General features: G+C 63.2%; 19 protein-coding genes and 1 tRNA gene. 10 read left to right on the top strand and 10 right to left on the bottom strand.

Annotated features, from left to right (window positions below; translation table 11 throughout):
- Positions 1-70: 70 nt before the first annotated feature.
- The 3 genes from NKH17_RS30815 to NKH17_RS30805 are packed head-to-tail and all read left to right on the top strand — an operon-like array spanning position 71 to position 839.
- Positions 71-316, top strand: a complete 246-nt coding sequence (locus NKH17_RS30815; RefSeq protein WP_352808344.1) for a DUF982 domain-containing protein — start codon at positions 71-73, stop codon at positions 314-316.
- 8 nt (positions 317-324) lie between these two features.
- Positions 325-552 (top strand): DUF982 domain-containing protein, encoded by a 228-nt coding sequence (locus tag NKH17_RS30810; protein WP_352808345.1) that lies wholly within the window; start codon positions 325-327, stop codon positions 550-552.
- A gap of 38 nt (positions 553-590) precedes the next feature.
- The gene (locus NKH17_RS30805; protein ID WP_352808405.1) at positions 591-839 is read left to right on the top strand and encodes a DUF982 domain-containing protein; all 249 of its coding nucleotides are present in this window, start codon (positions 591-593) and stop codon (positions 837-839) included.
- Here the strand turns inward: NKH17_RS30805 and NKH17_RS30800 are convergent.
- Genes NKH17_RS30800 through NKH17_RS30790 form a run of 3 tightly spaced genes read right to left on the bottom strand, consistent with a single transcriptional unit; the run spans position 836 to position 4,502 of the window.
- Positions 836-1,717: an NAD-dependent epimerase/dehydratase family protein gene (locus NKH17_RS30800; RefSeq protein ID WP_352808346.1), complete on the bottom strand. Its 882-nt coding sequence runs from the start codon at positions 1,715-1,717 to the stop codon at positions 836-838. The genes NKH17_RS30805 and NKH17_RS30800 overlap by 4 nt on opposite strands.
- 7 nt (positions 1,718-1,724) lie before the next feature.
- Complete coding sequence (locus NKH17_RS30795; RefSeq protein ID WP_352808347.1) at positions 1,725-3,335, bottom strand: Rossmann-fold NAD(P)-binding domain-containing protein; 1,611 nt, start codon at positions 3,333-3,335, stop codon at positions 1,725-1,727.
- Positions 3,336-4,502: a glycosyltransferase gene (locus tag NKH17_RS30790; RefSeq protein WP_352808348.1), complete on the bottom strand. Its 1,167-nt coding sequence runs from the start codon at positions 4,500-4,502 to the stop codon at positions 3,336-3,338.
- Positions 4,503-5,329: 827 nt separating this feature from the next.
- Here NKH17_RS30790 and NKH17_RS30785 point away from each other — a divergent pair.
- The 7 genes from NKH17_RS30785 to NKH17_RS30755 all read left to right on the top strand — a co-directional run bounded on the left by NKH17_RS30785 (position 5,330) and on the right by NKH17_RS30755 (position 14,935).
- Positions 5,330-6,985, top strand: a complete 1,656-nt coding sequence (locus NKH17_RS30785; protein WP_352808349.1) for a glucosamine inositolphosphorylceramide transferase family protein — start codon at positions 5,330-5,332, stop codon at positions 6,983-6,985.
- Positions 6,986-7,648: 663 nt separating this feature from the next.
- Positions 7,649-8,455, top strand: a complete 807-nt coding sequence (locus NKH17_RS30780) for a glycosyltransferase family 2 protein (protein ID WP_352808350.1) — start codon at positions 7,649-7,651, stop codon at positions 8,453-8,455.
- Positions 8,455-9,600 carry a glycosyltransferase family 4 protein gene (locus NKH17_RS30775; protein ID WP_352808351.1) on the top strand — a complete coding sequence of 382 codons (1,146 nt, stop codon included), beginning with the start codon at positions 8,455-8,457 and terminating at the stop codon, positions 9,598-9,600. Before NKH17_RS30780 ends, NKH17_RS30775 begins: the two co-directional genes overlap by 1 nt.
- Entirely contained in the window at positions 9,576-11,573 is a 1,998-nt protein-coding gene (locus NKH17_RS30770; protein ID WP_352808352.1) for a putative glycosyltransferase family protein, read from the top strand. Before NKH17_RS30775 ends, NKH17_RS30770 begins: the two co-directional genes overlap by 25 nt.
- Positions 11,560-12,318, top strand: a complete 759-nt coding sequence (locus NKH17_RS30765; RefSeq protein WP_352901889.1) for a hypothetical protein — start codon at positions 11,560-11,562, stop codon at positions 12,316-12,318. The genes NKH17_RS30770 and NKH17_RS30765 overlap by 14 nt, the downstream gene beginning before the upstream one ends.
- 14 nt (positions 12,319-12,332) lie before the next feature.
- Positions 12,333-13,610 (top strand): glycosyltransferase family 4 protein, encoded by a 1,278-nt coding sequence (locus NKH17_RS30760; RefSeq protein WP_352808355.1) that lies wholly within the window; start codon positions 12,333-12,335, stop codon positions 13,608-13,610.
- Positions 13,601-14,935 carry a lipopolysaccharide biosynthesis protein gene (locus tag NKH17_RS30755; protein WP_352808357.1) on the top strand — a complete coding sequence of 445 codons (1,335 nt, stop codon included), beginning with the start codon at positions 13,601-13,603 and terminating at the stop codon, positions 14,933-14,935. Before NKH17_RS30760 ends, NKH17_RS30755 begins: the two co-directional genes overlap by 10 nt.
- Before the next feature lie 366 nt (positions 14,936-15,301).
- Here NKH17_RS30755 and NKH17_RS30745 read toward each other — a convergent pair whose 3' ends face one another.
- The 7 genes from NKH17_RS30745 to NKH17_RS30715 form a co-directional block, all read right to left on the bottom strand.
- Positions 15,302-16,480, bottom strand: a complete 1,179-nt coding sequence (locus NKH17_RS30745) for an acyl-CoA dehydrogenase family protein (RefSeq protein WP_352808358.1) — start codon at positions 16,478-16,480, stop codon at positions 15,302-15,304.
- A gap of 76 nt (positions 16,481-16,556) precedes the next feature.
- Positions 16,557-19,532 (bottom strand): amino acid adenylation domain-containing protein, encoded by a 2,976-nt coding sequence (locus NKH17_RS30740; RefSeq protein WP_352808359.1) that lies wholly within the window; start codon positions 19,530-19,532, stop codon positions 16,557-16,559.
- 37 nt (positions 19,533-19,569) lie between these two features.
- Positions 19,570-20,601 (bottom strand): TubC N-terminal docking domain-related protein, encoded by a 1,032-nt coding sequence (locus tag NKH17_RS30735; protein ID WP_352808361.1) that lies wholly within the window; start codon positions 20,599-20,601, stop codon positions 19,570-19,572.
- A gap of 290 nt (positions 20,602-20,891) precedes the next feature.
- Positions 20,892-21,509 carry a 4'-phosphopantetheinyl transferase family protein gene (locus NKH17_RS30730; RefSeq protein WP_352808362.1) on the bottom strand — a complete coding sequence of 206 codons (618 nt, stop codon included), beginning with the start codon at positions 21,507-21,509 and terminating at the stop codon, positions 20,892-20,894.
- A 718-nt stretch (positions 21,510-22,227) separates the two neighbouring features.
- A complete protein-coding gene (locus NKH17_RS30725) occupies positions 22,228-22,479 on the bottom strand; it encodes a hypothetical protein (protein WP_352808363.1) in 252 nt (83 codons plus the stop codon).
- A gap of 16 nt (positions 22,480-22,495) precedes the next feature.
- The gene (locus tag NKH17_RS30720) at positions 22,496-22,654 is read right to left on the bottom strand and encodes a hypothetical protein (protein ID WP_352808364.1); all 159 of its coding nucleotides are present in this window, start codon (positions 22,652-22,654) and stop codon (positions 22,496-22,498) included.
- 146 nt (positions 22,655-22,800) lie between these two features.
- Positions 22,801-22,885 (bottom strand) — tRNA-Asn (locus NKH17_RS30715).
- Positions 22,886-22,958: the final 73 nt, after the last annotated feature.

The following is a 22,958-nucleotide window of genomic DNA, read 5'->3' as shown; positions in this document are numbered from 1 at the left end:
GCCTACATCGTTCCATTAGCTGTGGCTAATGCGGGTTGGTCAGCGGGCTCTGCCGCTCTAAGTTCCCCTTATGGGTCCCCTCTGGTTCGCTCCCCCGGTCTACGTGAAGACGAAACGTCCGGGCATTCGCCATGGGATCAGCCACGTCGAGGGAGCCGCCGAGGAACTCATGGCGTGGGACACCAAGGGCCCGAGGTGGACGAAGGCGGTCCAATCCTGCGTGGACGCGTTCGAGGGCAGAGTCTCCCCTCAAGAGGTCCGTCAAGCCTTCGAGGCGGCTGCCAAGGAGGCCAACGTGTATCTCTCCCCTGAGTAGGAGGTATCATGGCAACCCATTGGTTGGTCCCTCCGGTGTTCGTGAAGAGTGAAACCGGCGTCAGGCATGGGTACAACAATGCGAGGGCAGCCCTTGAGCAGCTCAAGACGTGGACCCGAAGAGGACCTCGCTGGCATAAGGCGGTGACGCTGTGCCTGTCAGCCTTGGAGGGCGATCCGATTGACCCTCAGGTGGTCCGAAAGGCCTTTGAGGCTGCCGCCAAGGAAGACCCCTGAGTAGGAGGTGTTGTGGCAACCATTTGTTCTCCCCTCCGGTGTACGTCAAGACTGACCGACCTGGGGTCACCTACGGGTGCAACAATCTCGAGGGTGCCGCCGAGGAACTCCTGAAGTGGACCAAGATGGGGCCCAAGTGGCGGAAGGCTGTGCAACTATGCATCGAAGCCGTCGAGGATCGGGCGACCCCCGAGGAGGCTCGTAAGGCCTTCGAGGCGGCTGCCAGGGAGGAGGGGTGCTACGATCCTCTGATTAGGTCTCCTGTGTCCCTGTGCCCCATCGGCTAGGGTCGATTGCCGTCCAGCGAGAAGCTCCGAAACTCGATTCCGAGTTGCTTGAGCCGCTCTACACGGGGAACCTCTGCGGCTGGGTGCACGAGCCCAAGGATGGAGTCGGATCGGAAGGGTAGGGGGACATGCAGGGCCTCAGCTGCCTTGAGGACGCCATTGACAAGCTGCCAGGGCACGGCGACGGCGCGCAGTGTTCTGCCTTGTGATGCGGCGATCTCTTTCATGAGCCGTCGGAACGGTACCGGTTCGGGGTTGGCCAGCCCTACCGGCTCCGGCAGGGGCATGTCCGACTCGGCAATACGCACCATGGCGGCTGCCATGTCCGCCTCATGCACGGTGAACTGATGGGAGCGCGCTCCGATGAGAGGTGTGACCGGCAGGTTAGTGAGCTTGCGGAGCGCGCCTGCCATCCCGCCCCAACCGGGGCCGTACACCAGTCCGAGGCGGGTGGAGACACCTCCCAGACTGCTGGCGGTGCGCTCGCAGGCCAGCTTCGCCTGACCGTACAACTGTCGGGTTCCCTTATAGGCCGACATCGAGGAGATAAAAATGACCCGGCGAACCCCTGCGTCGGCGGCATTGCGCAGGAGGTGCTGCGAGCCGGACACATTGACACCCCACACATCGCCGGCGCTGACGAGAGTCAGGTCCCAGGCACAGTGGATGAGCACATCTAGGTCGCTCAATGCCGCCCCCGACGGCGGGCGCTTTATCTCGTATGGGCGCCACTCGGCCACGCCAACCATTGCGGCGGCAGAGTCGGAGGTCACCCGGTTCGAACGGGCGAACGCGATGACCTCATGCCCTTCTTCGGCGAAGGCGGCACGCAGGATGGTCCCGACATATCCGTTGGCTCCGGTGATACCGACCCGCATTGAACGCTCAACCCGTCAGCTGCATCGCTTCGCAGGCGATGCGATGTGAATTGGCCATCACAGTCAGGGTAAAGGTAGTAGCCGGCACATTTGGGAAAACCGACCCGTCGATGAGATGGATACGGTCCCAGCGCGCCAACCGCCCGAGGCGGTCTGTCGTCGCCCTCCCGGTATGCGGCTCACCGGCGTGGGGAAAGCTGCCGCCAAAGTGGTAGCTCTTTGCCCCGCCCGACCACAGCATCCGCGGCGTGACTGGCCACAAGTCAAGGTAAGGTGCCGCCCTGCGTATCCGCTTTATTACGTCAGGCAGCATCGCAGGCACGTCTTTGCCGCTGGCCCTGGCCTCGCTGAAGCCCTCTGAAGTGAGGGTGATCTTGGGTAGCTCATCAGCGGACAACTGGGCGGTGACCCGGACCTTGGGTGATGCCCAGGACGGCAAGTAGCCCAGGCCTACCGTCAACCGGCTCAGGAGCCGATCCGTCACGAAGGCGGCGGCGCGGTGTTGGAGGAAGCCGGGAAGCGCATCGTAGTATGCCTGGTTGAACGGATAGAAGTGAATCTGTGAGACATCGAAGCCCTCGTCGTCCCGGACGATGACCATGTTGAACTGGTTGAGTGTGAACTCGCGCCTTGTACGTGGGTCGGGGGTCGGCTTCATGGAGATCATTGGAAGAACGAATTGAGCCGATTCCGAAAGATGTACCGGCTGGTCCGATCCGAGCGAGCCCAGGATCAGCCGGGTGGTCCCGATTGCTCCGCAGCCCACGAAGACCCGGTCGGCTGTGAATCGCTGGATCCGGCCGCTGGACAGCTCCCGGGCCTGCACGACGGCCGTGTCGCCCTCCTGGTCAACTCGCACCGCGAGCAGTCCGCTGTGGTAGTCGATCCTCCCGCTGCGCCTGAAGCGATCGAAGCTGTGCGAGGCCGAATAGACTAGCGACCGCGGGCACCCAGTCATGCACAGGCCGCAGGGCTGGCATTCGGGCGCTGAGAAGGCGAGGCGGGCGCGGCCTATCGTTATTCCCGTGGAGCGCACTCGATCGCGGTGCCGGTCGTAGTTGGCCAGGACCATCTGCGTCCGCGGCGCCAGCGGCGGAAGCGGGTCCGGGGATCCGATGAGCGGGAACCACTCCTCGAGATCGTCGGACTCTCCAGCGAAAGGAATGTGACCCAGGATCGTCCGATAGTGCTCTTCCATATCCGAGAAGTCGAACGGCCATCCCTTGAACGTGGCGGCGCTGAAGGGCATGATCTGGGCCCCCCAGACATTGCTGAACCCCCCGTAGGCGCTTGATATGACAGCTGAGTTGACTCTACCCTCGGAGTGGACGCCGTCGAGCTGGCCCTTGTTGACAAACGGGAAATCGGATCCGTAGCTTCTCTTTTCAGGCAGCGAATCGGACCGGATCCGCTTGGGTTGCAGGCTGACCCCGCGGACGTCCTCCTCATCCCAGTTATCGACACGCAGCTTGGACAGCCTGGAGATTACCTCTTGCGTCTGCGCGTCAAGCACGGTGCCCGGATCGAACACGGTTACCTTCTCGTCCGGTTTCTCGGACAGCGCCAACACGGCGGCGGCTGCAGCCGGACCCGAACCAATGATTATCGAAGACGGCATCTACTTGCCGCGCCCACCGCCTTGCGCGGCTGTGTCCAGTATCTGCTTGGTTGCCTGTTGGCGCCGCCGGCGCAAGCGCCGCACCAGCTCGATCCGGCCGGCGATGTGGCCTGCCGCGGCCAGCCCCACGCCAGCGATTATCGCCGCGGACCGGGCCAGCCCGTGGGCGTCACCCCTGGCCGCTTGCAAAATCTCCCGCGGTACGCCCTTGGTCAGCGCGTACCAGACGAAACGGGTCTCTGCACCCAGTGCGGCGGCGTCGCCCATCTGGGCAAAGGCCTCGACCTTCCCCTTGTTGACGAACAGACAGCGGCGCCAGAAGTACCTCCAGGTCGGCCGTGAGGCGGGCACGAAGTGGCGGACGGTCGCCGCCGGTTCGTAGATGACCGCCTCACTGCCCCAGAGGTGCGCTACGCGGTGACACATGTCCATGTCGTCGTGACGGTCGGAGTGGAACCCTCCCACCTGCTCGAGGAGGATCCGCCGCACCGACATGTTGGCTCCTATGAGGTGAGCCAAAGGACCTCGGCTGGTCGGAAGGCCGTCATAAGCGCATCCGAACACCCAGTCGAACTGCACAGGAAACCAGGCCGGGCGGCTCGTCTCGAAAACCGGTATGGGGCGCCCGCCGACGGCGCCGATGCGCTTATCCCGGTACGGTTCGATGAGAATCTCGAGCCAGTCCCTGTCGGCCGCCGCATCGTCGTCCAGGAACGCCAGGATCTCTCCAGCGGCTGTCTCGGCTGCCGTGTTTCGGGCCGCCCCCAGGTGCCCGTCATACTTGTTCTGGATCACCCGTATCGGAGGGGTGGATGCTGCGAAGTCAGCCCAGTACGCGGCACAACGGTGGAACAGAGGCTGGTCGACAGATACGATGATCTCGCAGGGTTGCAAGGTCTGCTCCTGAACCGAGGCCACCGACTGAAGCAACAGCTCCCATCTGTCCTCGGAGTAGGCACAGATAATCACTGAGATCGTAGGGGGCGGCTGCCGGCATTCGCTGCTGACGCCATCCTCGGGCTGCCCGGTTTTAGATCCAAGCTGACCGGTTGTAGCAACGGCAACGTCAAGACCGCGGCGGGCGAGACCGATACTTAGGTTCCGGACGTGGCCCCGCTGGCCAACGCCAATCGACATATAGGATTGCGCAAGCATCAGAATACGCATCTAGGAATTCTCCCGACTTGAGCTGCCAATGTCTATCCAAACTCTTTGATAGACGGTGCGATGGTCTTGGTTTTTGAAACGCCAGGCTTCCACGCGGGATTCGGCCTACCCGGAAGCCGGTTTTCAGCATAAAAACTCACCAACCAGGGCCGAGCTTTGCGCCATTGTAGGCTTGCTTCCGTCGAGCGACCCGATCACCGGCTGGAGAAGGTGCGGACCACATTGGCGCCCATCGCCACCGCGTCGTCGAGAACGCGGGCGACCTCAGCCTGCGACCGGTAGGTCAGATAGTGGTTGTTTACGCCGGTCACGAAGACCGCCTGCCGTCCAACGCACAGTTCGTTCCGGAAGTCTTGATGAGGGACGTTGCCGACGGATCGTCTGCGGCGCTCACGACTGCCGGAACGGACAGCAACGCGGACACCAGCACCCGCGGTCCGGCGTTCCGCAGCCCATTTTTTCACTCGTTGCCAGTCGATGATCATCCTGGCATTTGGCTCTCGCCGGCCACAGGGTGCAATGGCCCCTAAGGATTACCTCCTCTGACCTCACACAGCCCGGCGTCGTTCGGGCATAGTGGTGCTTAGCCGTTTCCAGTCGCTCGAGTATTGACCCGTGCTCAGGCATCTCCCAATCAAGTGTTCGGCTCCCGACATGGCGAGTCCCCGCAACCACGGTAGGTGGAAACCATCCTCGCGCTGCGGCTTTCCATCTGCCGCCCTTGGCTGGCGGGCCGGCGGCGGAGTCCAGGGTAGGCGGATCGCCTGAGGTGGTTCTCGTGGAAGCTGTAAGCTGGCGTCGTTTTGAAATCGGCCGTGAGAACAACAATGCGCATTTGCCTGAGTCTCGATTCGTCCCGGCTGCTGCGGTGGCACCTCTGGCTGGCAGAAGCGCTCGCTGAAGTGCCCGGCAACGAAGTCTTCTGCGCTTTGGCGGCCGGTCGCTGCCCGCTGCCGCTAATCTGCCGTCTGCTGCTCGAACTCGAACAACTAGTCTATGGCTTTCGCGGGAACGGCGCCATCGACCCCGTCGAGGCGGCGCTGCGGTGCCTGCCGCCGCCTCCGGCCGACCAAGTCGATGTGGTGATCGATTTGAGCGGGGCAGAATCGCTCCCGGCGGGGCGGCGTGTGCTCACCCCGGTCTTCAACGGCGCACCCGGCGAGATCGGAGTCGTGGCGGCCTGGGTGAATCATCAGGATCTTCTCGTCGACCTGCATGACACGGCGCGCCCGTTGCGGTCGTGGACGGCGCGCCCGGCCAGTGCAGACCGTGAAGTGTTGGCAGCGAGGCTCGACAGCGCCCTTTCCTGCGCTGTGCCGCTGATTCTCAAAGCCCTGTGCGAGGAAAGCGGTTCAGCTGCGTCCGATATCCGCGGTGCACGGACGGCAGTGCCTTCTTTTGGCGCGCTTTCGGCGCTTGCAAGGGCGACCGGCACGGTTGCATCGAAGGCGATCGGGCTTTTGGACGTCCTGGCGAGGGGCGGCGGGATGTGGGGGATTGCCTGGCGCTTCGATGAATCGGCGAGCCTGCTCGACAAAGGCGAAGCAGCCTTCCGGGTGCTCACCGGAAATGCCGACAGCTACCTTGCCGACCCGTTCCCGTTCCGGCACCAGGGGCAGGACTTCATCTTTGTCGAACAGTACCTCTACTCGAAGAACCGGGGGTGTATTGCGGTCGTGACAGTGAACCGGGACGGGACAGCCGGCGCATCCCGGATCGTCGTAGAGGAACCGCATCACCTCTCGTACCCGTTCGTGTTCGAGCAGGATGGGCAGATCTGGATGATCCCCGAATCGGGGGCGGCCAGGAATGTCAGCCTCTACAGGGCAGTGGAATTCCCTTACCGGTGGACGCGCGAGGCCTGCCTCATGGAAGGCATTGAGGGCTACGATACCACGCCGCTCTGCCATGAGGGCGGCTTTTGGTTTTTCGTCAGCCCAAGGCTTTGGAGGTCCACATCCTGGGATCTCCTCAGCCTCTACCGTGCCGAGAGCCTGACCGGGTCCTGGACGCCCCATGCCGCCAACCCCGTCCTGCTCGATGCAAGGCTCAGCCGTCCCGCAGGCGCCGTCATCCGACACGGCGGACGCACGCTACGCCCGGTCCAAGACTGCGCGCGCGGTTATGGCGGCGCGGTGACGTTCTGCCGGATCGATGCGCTCGGCGCGTCGGAGTTTGCCCAGACCCCGCTCGGTCGCATTTCGTCCGGAGCGTTGGGGTGTCACACCTACAACCGCCGGTCTGGCCTGGAGGTGATCGACCTGTTCGGGCATATCCGGGGTTTGCGAGAGGTCACGACCTCGTATCGTTTGCTGGTACCCGACGCGCCGGTCTCGCGACCGCGCGGGGTCTCGGAACCGCGTGGGCAGTCCCTCTCTTGGCCGGTTTCGCCCGGGTTAGCTACCCGTAGCCAGGCGGTCGAGCGCAAGGTGCCCCGCCTGCGAAGGGCCGGGCGCGCTCGACCCTTCTCGGGCACAGAATAAGCTCGCAAATCACGGCCGAGTGAAGGAGCGAGCCTACCTGCACTTCGCAGCTTCTGGCCAGTGGCAAATCAGCGTTGCGCTGGACGTTCATTTCTTCGCGCCGGCGACCTTCGCTGCCTTCTGCACGGCTCGCTCGGTGGAAATTATCGCTGTGAGCTAGTCCCAGCCGCGGGTCGATGAATGTCTTTCCTGGGGGTTGAAGGTGGACCCAGAGGTCTAAGACGGGTTTGGCAACGCTGCTAACACAGCTGCTGAAGGTGATCGGTGCCGCTGCCGTACTATCCGCGCTGGTCGTATGGCTGGAAATAAACTGAAGGGATACCCCAAAAGAGCTAATCATCTATTTGCTTTTCCTAACCATCTATCGTCCTTCCATTTCAGGTCTGCATCAGTAATCGTCGCATAACAAACCAAGATAGGGGGCCACAAGCGTACCAATCTTCTTTCATTTCATCTTCATTTCATAACGGCCGGGAGTCCGCATATGGTTGGATCAAGCACATCGGTGGATGTGGCGGTCATTGGAGCTGGCCGCTGCGGCTTGTCGCTGGCCGCGCATGTGCGTGAGCGCGATGTGGAGCACCGGATTTTCGGGGAGCTCATGGGGTCATGGAAGCACAATATGCTCCCCGGATGGTTATCGCACGACCTCAAAGCGCTGCCATGAACGCCCGTCTCTCCGGCATTCTCGCCCCCGTCGGTGCCACATCGCGGCCTGACCCGGTAAATGTCGCGCTGCGGGGATCACTGACTCTGCCCCGAGTCAGCTTCGTCGTCCCGACGCTCAATGAAGCCGAGAACCTCCCGTGGCTTCTGCCGCGCATCCCCAACTGGGCGCATGAGATCATTATCGTGGATGGTCGTTCGACTGACGATACGGTCGCGGTCGCGCGCCGCCTGCGAGAGGACGTGAAGGTCGTGATGGAGCCCCGGCGTGGCAAGGGCGCTGCACTGCAAGCGGGATTCCTGGCCGCCACAGGCGAAATCATTGTCATGCTGGACGCTGACGGCTCCATGGTGCCGGAGGAGGCGATAGTCTTTGTCAGTGCGCTGATGGCCGGCGCGGATCTCGTCAAGGGTTCACGCTTTATCCAGGGCGCCGGCACGGACGACATGTCGCTGTTCCGGATGTTCGGCAATAAGGGGCTGACCCTGTTCGTGCGGCTGCTCTATGGCGGTTGGTTCTCCGATCTATGCTACGGATACATAGCCTTCTGGACCAAGCACGTCGCCACGCTGGACTGCGATTGCGATGGGTTCGAGATCGAGACCCTCATCAACGTGCGGGCCTTGAAGAACCACCTCAATATCGTCGAGGTGGCGAGTTTCGAGGCTCCGCGCATCAGCGGCGTGAGCCATCTGCGCGCCATGCCGGACGGCTGGCGCGTCCTGAAAACCATCCTGCGCGAGAGGGTGCACCAACAGCGCAGGCGGAACGCGACAGCCTGTGTTGTCGGTGGACAGACCTGATGCGAATCCTGATGGTTGCCGCTCGCTGCTACCCCCTCATAGGAGGCATCGAAACTCACATCCAGGAAGTCGGTCCCCGCTTGGTGGCGCGTGGCCACGCCGTCGACGTGCTCACTACCGATCCCTCGGGGGAGTTGCCGGTTGAGGAGGAAGTGCGCGGCATGCGCGTGCGGCGCGTGCCGGCCTGGCCGAGGGGACGGGACCTCTATGTTGCGCCCGGCATTTATACCGCGATCCGGCGCGGGGCATGGGATCTGATCCATTTCCAAGGTTACAACAGCTTCGTGGCGCCGATCGGGCTGCTCGCGACGCTTCGCGGGGACTTGCCGTTCATTCTGACCTTCCACAGCGGCGGGCATTCCTCCCGGCTGCGCAATGCCGTGCGCGGCACACAGCACGCGCTGCTTCGACCGCTGGTGGCCCGCGCCGCGCGGCTGATCGGCGTCTCCGAATTCGAGGCCAGCTTCTTCAGCGCCAGGATGCGCGTGCCGCGCGAACGGTTTGTCGTCATCCCGAACGGCGCCGCGATGCCGGCTCCGAGCCCCGGCATCAAGGTCGATCCGCACCTGATCGTCTCGGGCGGCAGGCTGGAGCGCTACAAGGGCCATCATCGGGCGATCGCGGCCTTGCCCGAACTGATCCGCCGGGTACCGGACGTGCGATTGCACATCGTCGGAACAGGCCCGTACGAGGGAGAATTGCGGCGCCTCGTAGCGGCACTCGGCCTCGAGAGGCGCGTCACTATCGCGAGCATCCCCGGATCCGACCGGCAGAACATGGCTGACCTCCTGGCGAGCGCCGCGTTATTCGTGCTGTTCAGCGAATACGAAGCCCATCCGATCGCTGTGATGGAAGCCCTGTCGCTGCGCCGTCCGGTCCTCGTTAGCGACACGTCCGGTCTGCGGGAACTGGCCGCCAATGGCCTGTGCCGGGCGGTTCCGCCCAACGCCGGTCCTGGAGAGCTGGCCGCCGCCATGGCCGAAGAACTGGAGGCCCATCGGCAGGTCCCGGATTTGGCCCTGCCGGACTGGGATGCCTGCGCGCATGCGCTGAGCCACGTTTATTATGATGTCCTCGGCAACCGATCCATGTTCCGCTTGGCCCCCGGTGGCGTGACATCGTGGCCTCCTGCGACGAGGGCATGATGCTGATGATGCCGGCTCATTTCAGCGCGGGAACCAGGATCAACCCGCTCCAGGCCGGGATACGAGTCGTCTCGGCCGTTGTCGGTCCCGACCTTCGCGACGGCAGCGCCGATGCCCCCTCGCAACGCGCCAATTCCGGATGGATCGCGGTTCTATGCCTGACGATCGCCGCGGCTCTACTCCTGGTCGTGGCCGGGCACGCGGCCGGGCGCCGGGGCTATGACGTGGCGCCGCCGCTCTTCTGGTCCGGTGTCGTTCTCCTGGTCGTTCCGACCGGCCTCCGCATCGCTTGGCCGACAACAGCCCGAGGTGAGCGCCTGTTCCTGCTCTTCCTGCTTGCCGAAGCCCTGTTCTACTGCAAGATCGTCTATTCCCCGACGAGCTTCAGCGGTTACGACGAGGTCTTGCATTGGATTGCGGCCGAGGATCTCATCACGGCCCGCCGGCTGTTCCTGTCCAACCCGCTTTTCCCGATCGGGCCAACGTATCCCGCCCTGGAAATCCTGACAGCGGCGATCGTCGATCTGACAGGACTGCCCTTGTTCGTATCGGGGACGCTCTTGTTGGTCATCCTCAAGGGCACGTTCATCGGTGCCCTGTTTCTGTTCCTCGAAAGCATCGCCGGATCGCCGCGTATCTCGGCCATCGCCTGTCTGGCCTATATGGGCTGCTCAACCTTCTTCCTGTTCGACTCGATGTTCTCCTACGGGAGCCTCGGTATCGTGCTGTGCGTGCTGACCTTCGCGGTCGAGGCAGCGTCCAAGGATCTCGTCGGGCGACCGAGGCTGAAGTCGCTCGGGCTGATAGCCTTGCTGTTGGCAAGCCTCGCGGTCACACATCACCTGTCGGCCGCCTTCGCCGCCATCTATTTCGGAGCGCTGGCCGCCCTCGAGGCCTTGCGCCGGCACGATCCCCTGCGGATGAAGACCAGCATTGCCGTGGGCCTCGCGGCGATCCTCGCCATAGCCCTGCCGTCCCTGTGGGTGCAGGCCCGTGGCATTCCTCTCACAGGCTATCTCGGCCCGGTGATCGAGTCCGGTTTCGACACATTGCTCGGGGTCATCCTGGGCGCGCCCACCCCGCGGTCGGAGCACCTCGGAGCGCCGGACAAGGCCCTCTACATGCGGCTGACCACCTTGCTGGCGCTCCTGCTCGTGGCCCTCGGACTGGCAACGGGATTCTTTCGGTCGCTGGCCATGGCAGCGCCGAGTGGTCCGCGCTCCGGTTGGCGTCCGATCCAGGACATTCTTAAACGCCGCTGGCGCGACAGCCGCCTCGTGCTCCTCAGCTTGCTGGCCTTCGGGCTCCCAGTCTCAGTTGCCTTCCGACTGACCACCGCTGGATGGGAAATCGGCAACCGCATGGGAACGTTCGTGTTCATCGCCGTCGGGCTGGTCGTCGCGGTGAGCATCGTCCACTTCTGGCAGGGCCGCACGCCACGCGGGTGGCGCCGCATCGCACCGGCCGTTGCTCTGGTGATCATCGTCCTGGGCGGCGTCACAAGCTCTTCGATTAATCCGATCCATGGGCGCTACAGGGTGGCCGCAGATCAGGAATCGATCGAGCCGATGGGGATCGAAACGGCACGCTGGGCCAGGGAATGGCTCGGTGCCGGCAACCGCTTCACCACTGACCGCATCAACCGCCTTCTGCTCGGGGGCTACGGCCGGCAGGACGTTCGGGTCACCATCATCGAAGGCATCGATCCCGCGCGCATATTCGAGGCCGAGACATTGGGGCCCGACGAATTTTGGCCCTTGGCGCGAAGCGACATCGATTTCCTGCTGATTGACCTGCGCCTGACCACGGCTCCGCCGGTGCTCGGCTTTTACTTCCAGCCGTGGGAAGCGCAGCAGGGAGCGCTTTCGGGCGCAGCGCTGCTCAAGTTCAATGACGTCAAGGGCGTCACCCGCATCTACGACAACGGCTGGATCGTCATCTATGACGTGAGGGGATTGCATGAGACTTTGTAGCAAGCGGGACCTTCTGGCCGCGTGCCTGTGGGCGGGGGCGACGGTGGCGGCCGTTGCGCTCAGCGACAGCTTGCTCCTCCGTACTGCCCTGGGCGCGCCCATGGTGTTCCTGGTCTCGGGCCACACGGTGCTGCGGGCCATTGGCGTCAGGACAACCTCCGCGTTGGAACACTTCGTCTACGCGGTCGGAGCAAGCCTCGCCGCCGGCATCGCCGGGGGCTTTGCCCTGAACGGCGCAGGCTTCCTTACGCCGCTCGGCTGGGCGGTGTGGTTCTGGGCCGTGACGACTGCCGCCGCACTGGTCGCGGCCGGCCGCCGCGACACTCCCGATCTGCCAGACTGGCCGGCTCCGGCGCGGGTCCGGCTCTGGCAGGGAGCCGCGCTCATGCTAGCGCTGCTTGTGGCGACCGGAGCCTATGCGCTGGCCGTCCGAGACGAAGCCGCCTACCGGGAATTCAAATACACCGCGTTCTGGTTGTTGCCGTCGGCCAGTGGCGAGTCCGGCCGGATCACCGTCGGCATCAGGAGCGCCGAGACTCAACCTCAGCGATTCGACCTGGAAATCACCCTCGATGGGCAACCGTTCGCCGTTTTCCGATCGCTCACCATCGCGCCGGGCGACACCTGGGCGCGGGAAATCCCGGTGCCCGTCTTGGCAACTCGCCAGACGGCCGAGGCGCGGCTCTATCGACCGGAAGACAACCGGCTCTATCGCAGTGTTTCGACGCTGGTGCCGCGCATCTAAAACGAGGCTGGACCATGCGCATCCTGCTGCTGTCGCAGTTCTATCCTCCGGTGATCGGGGGAGAGGAGCGGCACGTCCGCAATCTCGGCGCGGCGCTGGCGCAGCGGGGCCATCAGGTCAGCGTCGGGACCTTGCTGCATCCCGGATCGCCCGAAACCGAGCTGGACGGCGCGGTCCGCGTGCATCGCCTGCGCGGGACGCTCCAGCGTCTGTCGGGCCTCCACACCGATCCAGAGCGCCGCCATGCACCGCCCTTTCCGGATCCCGAACTGGTGCTTGCCCTGAAGCGCCTGGTCGCCCGGGAGGAGCCGGACATCGTCCACGCCCATAACTGGATCTACGCGTCCTTCCTGCCGCTCAAAGGTCTGAGTGGGGCACGCCTCGTGGTGACGCTCCACGATTACGGCCTTGTCTGCGCCAAGAAGAACTTCATGCACTTGGGCACCCATCTCTGCAGTGGCCCGGCGCCGGGCAAGTGCCTGCCCTGCGCCACAGGGCATTACGGGGCCGTGAAGGCAGCCGCGACCACCTTGGGCAATTGGGCGTCGAGCTTCGCCGCTCGGCGCGTTGTGGACCGCTTCATCGCGGTGAGCCACGCGGTGGCCCGTCACACCGGCCTCGCCCAAGGCCGCGCCCCCTACGAGGTCATCCCCAACTTCGTGCCCGACGATGTTGGGGTGCTTGGCCCGGAAGATGCCTGCCTGCGGGAGTTACCCGGGCATGGATTCATCCTGTTCGTCGGCGACATGATGCGCCTCAAGGGCATTGACGTTCTCCTGCAAGCCTATTCCGGCCTGGAGCGGGCGCCGCAGCTGGTCCTGGTCGGGCGCCGGGTCGCCGATACGCCAACCGAATTTCCGCCGAACGTCCGAGTGTTCGGTACGTGGCCGCATTCCGCCATCATGCATGCATGGCGGCGCTCACTGTTCGGCGTGCTGCCGTCGGTCGGGCCCGAAGCCTGCGCGACGGTCATCATGGAAGCGATGGCGTCCGGGAAGGCAGTCGTCGCAACCGACGTCGGCGGCATGTCGGATCTCGTCGACCACGGCCAGACAGGGCTTCTCGTGCCGCCCGGTGACGCGCACGCCCTCGCTCACGCAATGCAGACACTTGTGGAGGACCGCGCCTTGCTGGCCCGCCTGGAGGCGACAAGCCTCGCCAGGGTTGGACGCCTCAAGGCCGGAGCGGTCGTGACCCGGATCGAGCAGGTCTACCGGGACGTCCTGCGCCCAGCCGCCAGCAGGTCCGCGGCGCCGGCGCACCAAGGTTCGGGTGGGCGATCGTGCCGGTAGACCTCGCCGGGATGGCCATTACTCGCGTGCGCCGGGCGCTTCGAAAGAGCGCCACGCTCGTCATGAATTCCGGAGCTCTGGCGATCGGAACGATGGCAACGGCCGGTCTTGGGTTTGTCTATTGGTGGCTCGCCGCCCGGCTGTTTCCGCCGGAGGTGATCGGCAAGGCCTCCGCCCTCGTGTCCGTGATGGCCCTCGTCGGTGTGCTGGGGGAGGCCGGGCTCGGGACCTTGCTGATGGGCGAGATCGTCCGGCATCCCGGCAAGGAGCCCGGCCTCGCGGCCGCAGCAGCGTCCATCGGGGTGGCGCTTGCGGTCGGCCTGGCCTTGTTGTTTGTCTTCGGGGAGGCGTACCTCAACAGCTCGACCGGGCCGATCGGCGGTTGGTTCTTGGGCGCTGCGTTCGTCCTCGGCTGCGGCCTGACTGGTCTCAGCATCGTGGCCGATCAGGCGTTCGTCGGCACTCTGCACAGCAGCCGCAGAATGATCCGGCAAGTGCTGTTTTCCGCGTTCAAGCTGATGCTGATCGCCGCCGCCGCGGCCGCCGGCTACGTCTCAACTGCCACGATTCTTCTGACCTGGGTGATCGGCCTGCTGGCGTCCTGGATCGGCGTCGATCTCTTGACCCGGGGCGGCGCGCGTCGCCTCGTCGGGCCGCCCGAGTTCCGGCTGCTCCATACGCTCCGACGCAAGGCGTTCGACCACTACGCGCTCGATGTCGCCTTGCAGGCCCCGTGCGTCATCATGCCTTACCTCGTGCTGGTTCTGCTGTCGCCGACCACCAATGCCGCCTTCGTGGCATTGTGGATGCTGGTCTCCATGGCCTCGTTGATTCCCGCAGCCATGGCCACGGTGCTGTTCCCCGTGGTCAGAGCAAGCCCGAAACAATCCAGGCACGATATCCTTTTGTCGCTGACGGCGTCATTGCTCTTCTCGCTGGTCTGCGCCGCCTTCGTCTTCACCTTTTCGCAGGAGATCCTTGCGGTCTTCAATCCGGCCTATCCGGAGATCGCCGGTTCGAGCCTGCGCTTCCTCGGCTTCAGCCTGCTGGGATCGACGCTCAAATTTCATGCCTGCACGCTGGCGCGGCTGGGCGACAGGATGCGCAAGGCATCTCGCTGGTTCGCGCTGGGCGGATTTCTGGAGCTGTGCCTCGCGATCGCGGGGGCGAAGCTTGGCGGACTTCAAGGCCTGGTCCTGGGCTGGACGCTCGCCGTCAGCATCGAGGGCGTGTGCGCGGCCCTGACTTTGGCCTTCGCAATAAAACTTGATTCTGCCGCTGGCCCTGTGCACGAAGAACCGCGCCCCTCGCCACTCCAGACTTGAGATGTCGTCCATGGCGGCGGCCATGAGGCGATCCTTGAGCTCGCGTTGGAGGCGACGCGGATGTGGCGGCGATCTGGACGGAACTGAGCTCGCGCACCGAAACAAAAAGGCCGTTGAGCGCCAGATTCACGGCGCTTCGCATCCGCATTGCCGACGGGCCGCGTCGGCATCTATCACTTCGACAGCCGCTCCTGGCAGGGGCTGCATCGACACGCGCTCATGACGATGATCGCTTATGCTTTCCTCCAGCGCCGCCGCCTGAGAGCGGGTGGGGGGAAAGAACAGCTGAAGGACCCTCTCAGCCAACCCTACCTGCCGTGCGAAGATCCCTTCACGCAGAGCGATGTCCTCACTGCCGCATTGGGCTCACGACATCGACGCGACCACCTCCAGCATCACCTCCGTCGCGCCTCCGCCGATGGATAGGGCGCGGGCGTCACGCGCTATGCGCTCGATTGGACTCTCGCGCATGAAGCCCATAGCGCCGTGGAACTGCACGCACGTATACATGACCTCGTTGACGAGTTCGCCGCAGATGGCCTTCACCATCGAGACCTCGCGCAGGCAATCTTCGTCCGCCGCCATGCGCCAAGCGGTGGCATAGAGAAACTGGCGGCCTGCCTCCACCTTCGCAGAGAGCATCGCGAGACGTTCACGGATCGCCTGCATGTCCCATAGAACGCCCCCGAATGCGCGGCGAGCTTTCACCCAGGCGAGGGTCATATGGATCGCGGCTTCGGCCGCCCCTATCGCCATGCCGGCGAGGACAAGGCGCTCGTTCTGGAAGTTGCCCATGATGGAGTAGAAGCCCTGTCCTTCGGCGCCGAGCACGTTCTCGGCGGGGATGCGGCAACCGTCGAAGACGAGCTCCGCCGTATCGGAGGAGCGCCAGCCGTGCTTGTCCAGCTCGCGGGCGACGCTGAAGCCTGGCGTGCCCTTCTCGACGAGGAACATCGTGATCCCGTGGCTTCCTGCCGAGGGATCGGTCTTGGCGGCGACGCAGTAGAGATCCGCGTGGACGCCGTTCGTGATATAGAGCTTCGTGCCGTCGAGGACGTAAGACTCGCCCTCTCGGCGGGCGCGCGTGCGGATGGCCTTCACGTCCGAGCCCGCATCCGGCTCCGTGATGGCGACCGCGGTGATCACCTCGCCACTGATAATACCCGGCATCCAGCGGGCCCGCTGGGCTTTGGTCCCGTCGTGAAAGACGTGCACGGAAGCCATGTCGGTATGGACCAGCGTCGCGATGGCGACGCCGCCATAAGTCGAGCGCCCGAGCTCCTCGGCGAAGATCGTCGATGCGACCGCGTCCATCTCGGCACCACCGTACTCGGCCGGGTAGCGGATGCCGAAGAAGCCGAGTTCACCCATGCGGCGCAGGATCGGACGGGGAATGAACCCGTCCTCCTCCCAGCGATCCGCACGGGGCTTGATCTCCTCCTCCACGAACCGGCGCACCTGGTCGCGTAAGAGCTCGTACTCCCCCGCCGCCCAAGGCAGCCCCGGTCCTCGCGCCGGTACCCAAGCTTTGTCCATCATCTTCATCCGCTCTGCTACGCAGTCCAACGCAAAAGCTTCAGTCCAGATTGGTGCCCAGGGCCATTCGGAGGCTTCCGGCAAGCTAGAGTTCGATTTCCTCTCTCGGTCCTTCCGAGACTGAAGGGGCTCTGGAATCGGCCACCCAGAGCATTCCGTCGATCACTTCCGCCAGTCCGGCCACTGTCGGGCGCTCGAAAAGGTTGCGAAGCTGCACGTCGACGCCGAAGCTCTGCCGCATGCGCGACACCGCCCGCATCACCAGGAGCGAGTGCCCACCCAGGCCGAAGAAGTTGTCGTCACGGCCGATCGACTCGACCTTGAGGAGATCGCACCACAGCGCGGCCAGCGTCTTCTCGGTGGCAGTCGAGGGGGCGACGAAGTCTTGTGCAGGCTGGATGTTTTCCGCCGTCGGCTCGGGAAGCGCAGACCGGTCGATCTTGCCGTTGGACGTGAGCGGCATCCGTTCGAGGCGAACATACTGCGTCGGAATCATGGACTCCAAGAGCTCTTCGGCGAGGTGGGTGCGCAGGTCGGCCACGGTCAGGGGTTTCGACGAGACATAGTAGGCCACAAGTCGTGCGATGCCGTCTTCGGCCGCTGGCGGTTCGACATAGCCGATTTGGGCCATAATCTGCTGGATGCGGGGTAGGTCCAGCTCGTCGTTGAGTTCGTCAATGGCTTCATCGCGCGTCTTCTGGCCGAGTCGCACATCCCAGCTGTAGGGGAGGGCGTAGTTGTGATGTCCCCGCTGCTTCTTATGAACGTAGATGCCGACATCGTTGATGAGACAGTTCGTGGAGCGTCCTGTATCCGCGGGCCGATCCCATCCCGCCTGCGTCTTCAGGAAGTCGAGCATGTCCTCCAGAGGCACGCTCCAGTAGCGGTAGAAGTCGATGAACTTCACTTCCTCGAATACTGAGTCGTTCCGGAAGGCATCCACGTCGAGATAGCGCGACACAGCATCCTCGCGGCGGTGATACTCCTTGCGCGCCTCGGTGATGAGCGCGTCCAGACGGGCCGGATCGTAGTCGTCCCGCTTGAAGACTTCCTCGGTCAGGCGCGTCTCAAAGAACTGGCCGCGGGACAATCCAGTCACGATGTACCCGATCCCTCGTTCGCGGGCGACGTTCGTGGCCAGGGTGTAGATCGTCTTGAAGCAGCCGTTGCAGACGTTCGCGAACCGTTTCAGGCTGTCGACGAAGATCTCGTTCATATGCGGCGTGCTTCCCCAGTGGTGATCCACGCCCAGGGAGTTCACGAGCCGCCTGATATTGGCCTTGGCTCCTTCCGAAATGAAACCGTTGTCGAGGGTGAAGGTAAGCGGCTTCACCCCCATGGCGACGAGCTTGCACAGCATAAAACTGCTGTCTTTGCCGCCGCTCAACAGCACGATGCAGTCGTGAGGTCCCTTCCGGTTAGCCTGCATCTCCGCGATGAGAACCTGGAGGTCATCCGATGTCTTGAAATAGGTCTGCGCCTTGTCGACATAGGTGTCGAAGGCCCGGCATAGATTGCAGACGCCTGCCGGATCGAACGTCGTGCCGGGCAGGCTGGACGCAACACCGCACCGTTCGCAATAACGCACTTGTGTCGCTGGTTTCGCCACCGAGGTGGCGATCGCAGCGACAGCGCATTCCTGAACGTGCGGGTGCTGCAGAAGCCGGGCTTCGATCTCGCCCAGCTCGACACGCGCGCCACCAACCTTCACCTGATGATCGGCGCGGCCGAGAAAGTCCAGGCGCCCTTCCGAGTTCCAGCGGGCGAGATCGCCCGTCTTGTACAGCCGCAGCTTCGAAAACCCATCTCGAGGATCGATGGCCGTAAGGAAACGCTCGTCGGTCAGGTCAGGGCGATTGAAATAGCCTCTCGCGAGACCGTCGCCGGCAATGAACATCTCACCGATGATGCCGGGGGCGGTGGGCTGATGTGCCTTGTTGAGGACGTAAATGCCCGAATTGGCGGCCGGAACGCCGATCGGCACCGATGCGGATTGATCCCGGTCGATGTCGAAACGGTGAATCATGCAGCCCACCGTGGCTTCGGTTGGTCCGTACTCGTTGTAGATCTCGATAGGATGGGGAATGGCTTTCGTGATATCGCGAGCCAACTCGGTCTTGAAGTCCTCGCCACCCACGATGAACTTGCGCAGCCTTGTGGTCTCAAGATTGCGGTCGCGGATCATCGCGAGATGCGCCGGCGTCAGCTTCATGACATCGACGGCATTGTCGTCGATGACCTTGAGCACAACCATGCTCGGGACGCCGGGATCACCAAGATAGACCACGATGCGGCCGCCGGTGATGAGCGGCGTGAACAGGGTCGTGACGGTCAGGTCGAAGGCGAGGGATGAGAAAAGGGGCCATGCGAGACGTTCGCCGGAACTGTACACCCGAGCGGCCCACCCGATGTAGTTCACCAGGTTCCGGTGCTCGATCACGACGCCCTTGGGCGTGCCGGTCGAGCCGGAGGTGAAGATGATGTAGGCGGCGCCGTCCGGAGTGGCAGCGGACGGTCGGGCCGAATGCGGCTGATGCAAAATCGACCCGAAATCGGCGTCGAGCACGAAAATTTCGGCAAGGTTCGGGGAAATGACGGATTGCAGGCGCGCCTGAGTGATCGCCACCGGCGCCCGCCCGTCGGTCCCGTTGGCAATGTCCTTCAGGATTGTTGCCAGACGCCCCTTCGGCGTTGCCGCATCCACCGGCACATAGGCTGCACCGGACTTCAGGACGCCTAAGATCGCGACGACGACTTCAATGGAGTGCTCCATGAACACAACGGCAATCCGACCCGGCCCCAGGCCGGTCGACGTCAGATGCGCGGCCATCTGATTGGAGCGTTCGTTGAGCTGCTGGTACGTCAGCGTTGCATCGCCGAAGCGGATCGCTTCAGCATCAGGACTGCGCGTCGCCTGGTCGCGGAAGAGATCGATGATCGTCCTGTCCGACGGGTAGGGCGCTGCCGTGGCGTTGTACTCGACAACCAGCGCCTGATGATCGGTATCTTTCAGCAGGGGAAGCGCTACGGCCTCAGCCGCGATAGGAAGGACTTCGTTCATGAGATACGCTCCCCATTGCGGAAATCAAAAAATCTCATCACGTCAATCGTTCAGCTTTTTGGGTTGCCTGGCGATAAAGCTCTGCGATGGCAGGCGCGTCCGGTTCCTCCAGCATAAGGGGACCGTTGCAGTCCTCGGGCCCGAAATAAAATTCGGCATGCGGCACCACTCGAAGCCATCGGTGCGGTGCTGCACCCGATCGCAGCCAGGCCTTGTTCGGAAGAAATATGCATACTCGACCCGAATACGGAGTGGGAATGTACCGCCGCAAAGCCGTGATCGCCGTCGATTTGAGTCGAGCTCTGCTCGCCAGCACCGGATCTGCCGTGACAGGCTCTTTGCTTTTGCGAACGAGGGGCACGAGGGCGGCGCGGACGCGCTCGCCGAGATTGCGGAGGCGACTGCCGAAATATCGGAGACGGGCCCCGAATGTCGGCAGCTTCGCCATCTCTCGCAGGCACGAATCGGCGCTACGCCTAGTATAGAAATACAGCAGACGCGGCAATTCGTTATAGGTGGTGGGGTGAAGAGGGCCAAAGAGCGCTATGCATGGGACCTCCGCTCCCCGTTGACCCAGCATCTTCGCCAGTTCGAAAGCGGTTGCAGCGCCGGAGCAGTAACCGGCGATGATGTACGGACCGGTGGGCTGATATTCGACGATCTGGCGGGCGAAGTACTCCGCGATAGCTTCGACGCGGTCCATCGGCTCGCTCTGCCCATCGAAGCCAGACGGTTGGAGTGCGTAAAACGGTTGATCACCGCCCAGGTGCTTCGACAGGTCGGAGAATGAGAAGGGCGCCCCGATATGCCCGGGTACGGCATAAATGGGCGTGCGTGTTCCGCCAGACTGCAGGGGAATGATTGCAGGCTGTTGCCGGGCCGCCGCCGTGGCCATATTCAGAAACGCGATGATCTCGCCCTTCCGGTCCCGCAACTGGTCGCGAAACTCCGCCGTCAGTGCGCCAGCTGGGGCGTTGCACCGCAGCCGGTCGCCCTCTACCCAGATCTTGATGTCCTTGACCGCGAGGTCTGCGAGAAGCTCCGGGAACTGCGTCACGTCCGCCGACATAGGCCTTCCGATCACTTTTGTTCATGATTCACGACGGAGCCGAAGTGGTTCCGCGTCCCAGTTCCTCCAGCACGACGGTTTCATCCATGAAACTGCCGTTTTTTCTCCATACCCCCGGGACATGTCAGTGAAGCGCTGTCCCGTGTTCTCAACCGCGACCCACCGCGAAGTGGGAAACAAGTCCGATTCGAATGAACTTGCGTGCACTCCAAATGGAATTGGTTGAGCTCCTCGTTTATCCGTAGTGCATCGTAAGTGAATTATGGGATCGCGGGCACTTCAATTCCGGACTACCACTCAATTCCGGACACCACGGTCCCGATGTACCCAGGTTTCGGTACGAACCTACGGACAGCCCATTCTCTTTCATCCCAAGAAAAGGGCTGTCCTAAGCCGCACCCGAGGGCCTTAGAGATAGCCTCCAGCCGGGTCCAGCGCCGGAGGAAGCCTTCCAGCCGGTCTTCTGGACCAAGGGCGGTGTAGGACCCATACTCGGAGGCGGAAAAGCAATGCGCTGCGATCTCGTCCGCTTCGGGTACAGCCAGAACTGCCTCGATATCCACCCCGACCTCCTGCCTGGTCGAGAGGGCGACGACCGCGACATCTCCGGATCGCGAGACGCTGAAGTGCAAATCGCGAGCAGGCATGCGGTGCGAGAGGTGGGGTTTGCCTAGGCGTCCATATTCTAGTTCGACGTTGGAGGGCGAGATTCCCAGTTTGGAGGCGAGGGCCCGGCGCAGCTGCCCGCGGGTAACGATATAGCGGCGGCGGTCCCGCTCCAGTCTCAACCCCTCGGCGCGCCGACGTTCCTCTTCGTTGAGGCAAACGCCTATCTCGCGGATGACGTCCTGCTCCGCATCGAGCATGAATGCCAGGATCTCCAAACCATCATTCTCGAGGACCGGCATTATGATCCCGGGTCTCAGCTCGACTTTATCCAAGTTTGGAGGGGGCGGTGCCGGCTCCGCTAGAGGCTGACTGACGTCGAATCTGACGAGTCGAATTGATCGATGTCCCGAGACAGCATGAAAATTCCAGCTCGCGCCCAATGCGCCATGGCCCTCGTCCCCGCCCGCGCCACAAAATTGGATAAAGTCGAACTCAGGGCAGCAGTCAGAAGTCATACCTGGATTCCGATCGCTGGGAGCGCTCATGCGCACAAGTGCAATTCTTTCCAATGAATGGCAGCGCCATTCTTGCGCGGATTTCCCTGATGAAACAACCACGTAAGGGCGAAAGCAAGGAGCGCCCGGTGGCTATTTCGAGGTATGGACGGGCGACATCAAAAGACCAGACATGCTGCTGCTCGCAAGGGGCCTGCCGGAGGCGAAACTGCCAACTTTATCTTGCCGGATTGACAATGAACTGGCGCTCCAATGATCTCCTGCTCTGACGAGCAAGGCTGCTGCGCCGGGTTTTGCCAAAAAGCAGTTACCTGGATGCGGAATTACATCGTCAAAGCAATCTCCGCGCTTCGCTTGTGCGGCTGAGTGAGCGCCTGGGCGATGGGCTTTTGCTGCTGGACGACGGAAGCCTCCCGGCCTGTCCGCGCGGCTTTTATGCCTTATGGAAGACTTGGTTACTAGGGACGACGCGATAGCGCCGTCAGTAAAGATCCAATTCGGATTACCTCTTCTGAGTCATTGATAGGTTCTCAATAGGTCCGCATCGCCAGTCCTGTTCGAACATCGCCGATTCGGCTTGGTTTCCACAGCGGGCCCGGCTGGCGTCCTGCTCGGCGGTGGAGGCACGCAGACACAGGCAGGCGAGGCGGGCGGCGATCTCGACCCTCTTTCCGACGAGCTTGGATTCGCCGCCCCGGGCGGGGCGCGCCAGTCCCGCATTATGGGCGTTACGCAGCCGCTCGGGGACGATCATGACGATCGGTGCCCGATCATCTCCGCAACCAGCCAAACAGCGCGCCGGCTGCATGGTTGGCGAACCGGATGACGCCGTGGACGTCGATGGTGAGGATTGCAACCTCCGTGGCGCTGGCAAAGCCCATCATCGCCCCGCGCGCGATCTCGCTGCGGCGCAGCTCCAACTGCTGCATGACGAGCGCTGCGGCCGCTGCGGTGAACCTCGCCCCTGCCGGCGGCGGATCAGGTGGACCAAGGGTACTCCTGCACGGGAAGAAAGGGGCCGAAAGGCCCTTATTCAACCACTTAAAATGGTGGCTACGCGGCTACTTGTAATCTATGGCTCCAGCGGTAGGAGTCGAACCTACAAGCCTTTCGGCGTCGCATTAACCGTGCGGTGCGTCTACCAATTCCGCCACGCTGAAACATAGATTAGAGAGCCCGCCGCGCGAACTGGTGCTCTGATCCCGAATTGAACGGAATACGCGCTGTGCTTAT

Origin of the sequence: Mesorhizobium sp. M1334, assembly GCF_040317995.1 — a bacterium.
Classification (GTDB): domain Bacteria; phylum Pseudomonadota; class Alphaproteobacteria; order Rhizobiales; family Rhizobiaceae; genus Mesorhizobium.
This window is presented reverse-complemented; position numbering and strand designations above follow the sequence as displayed.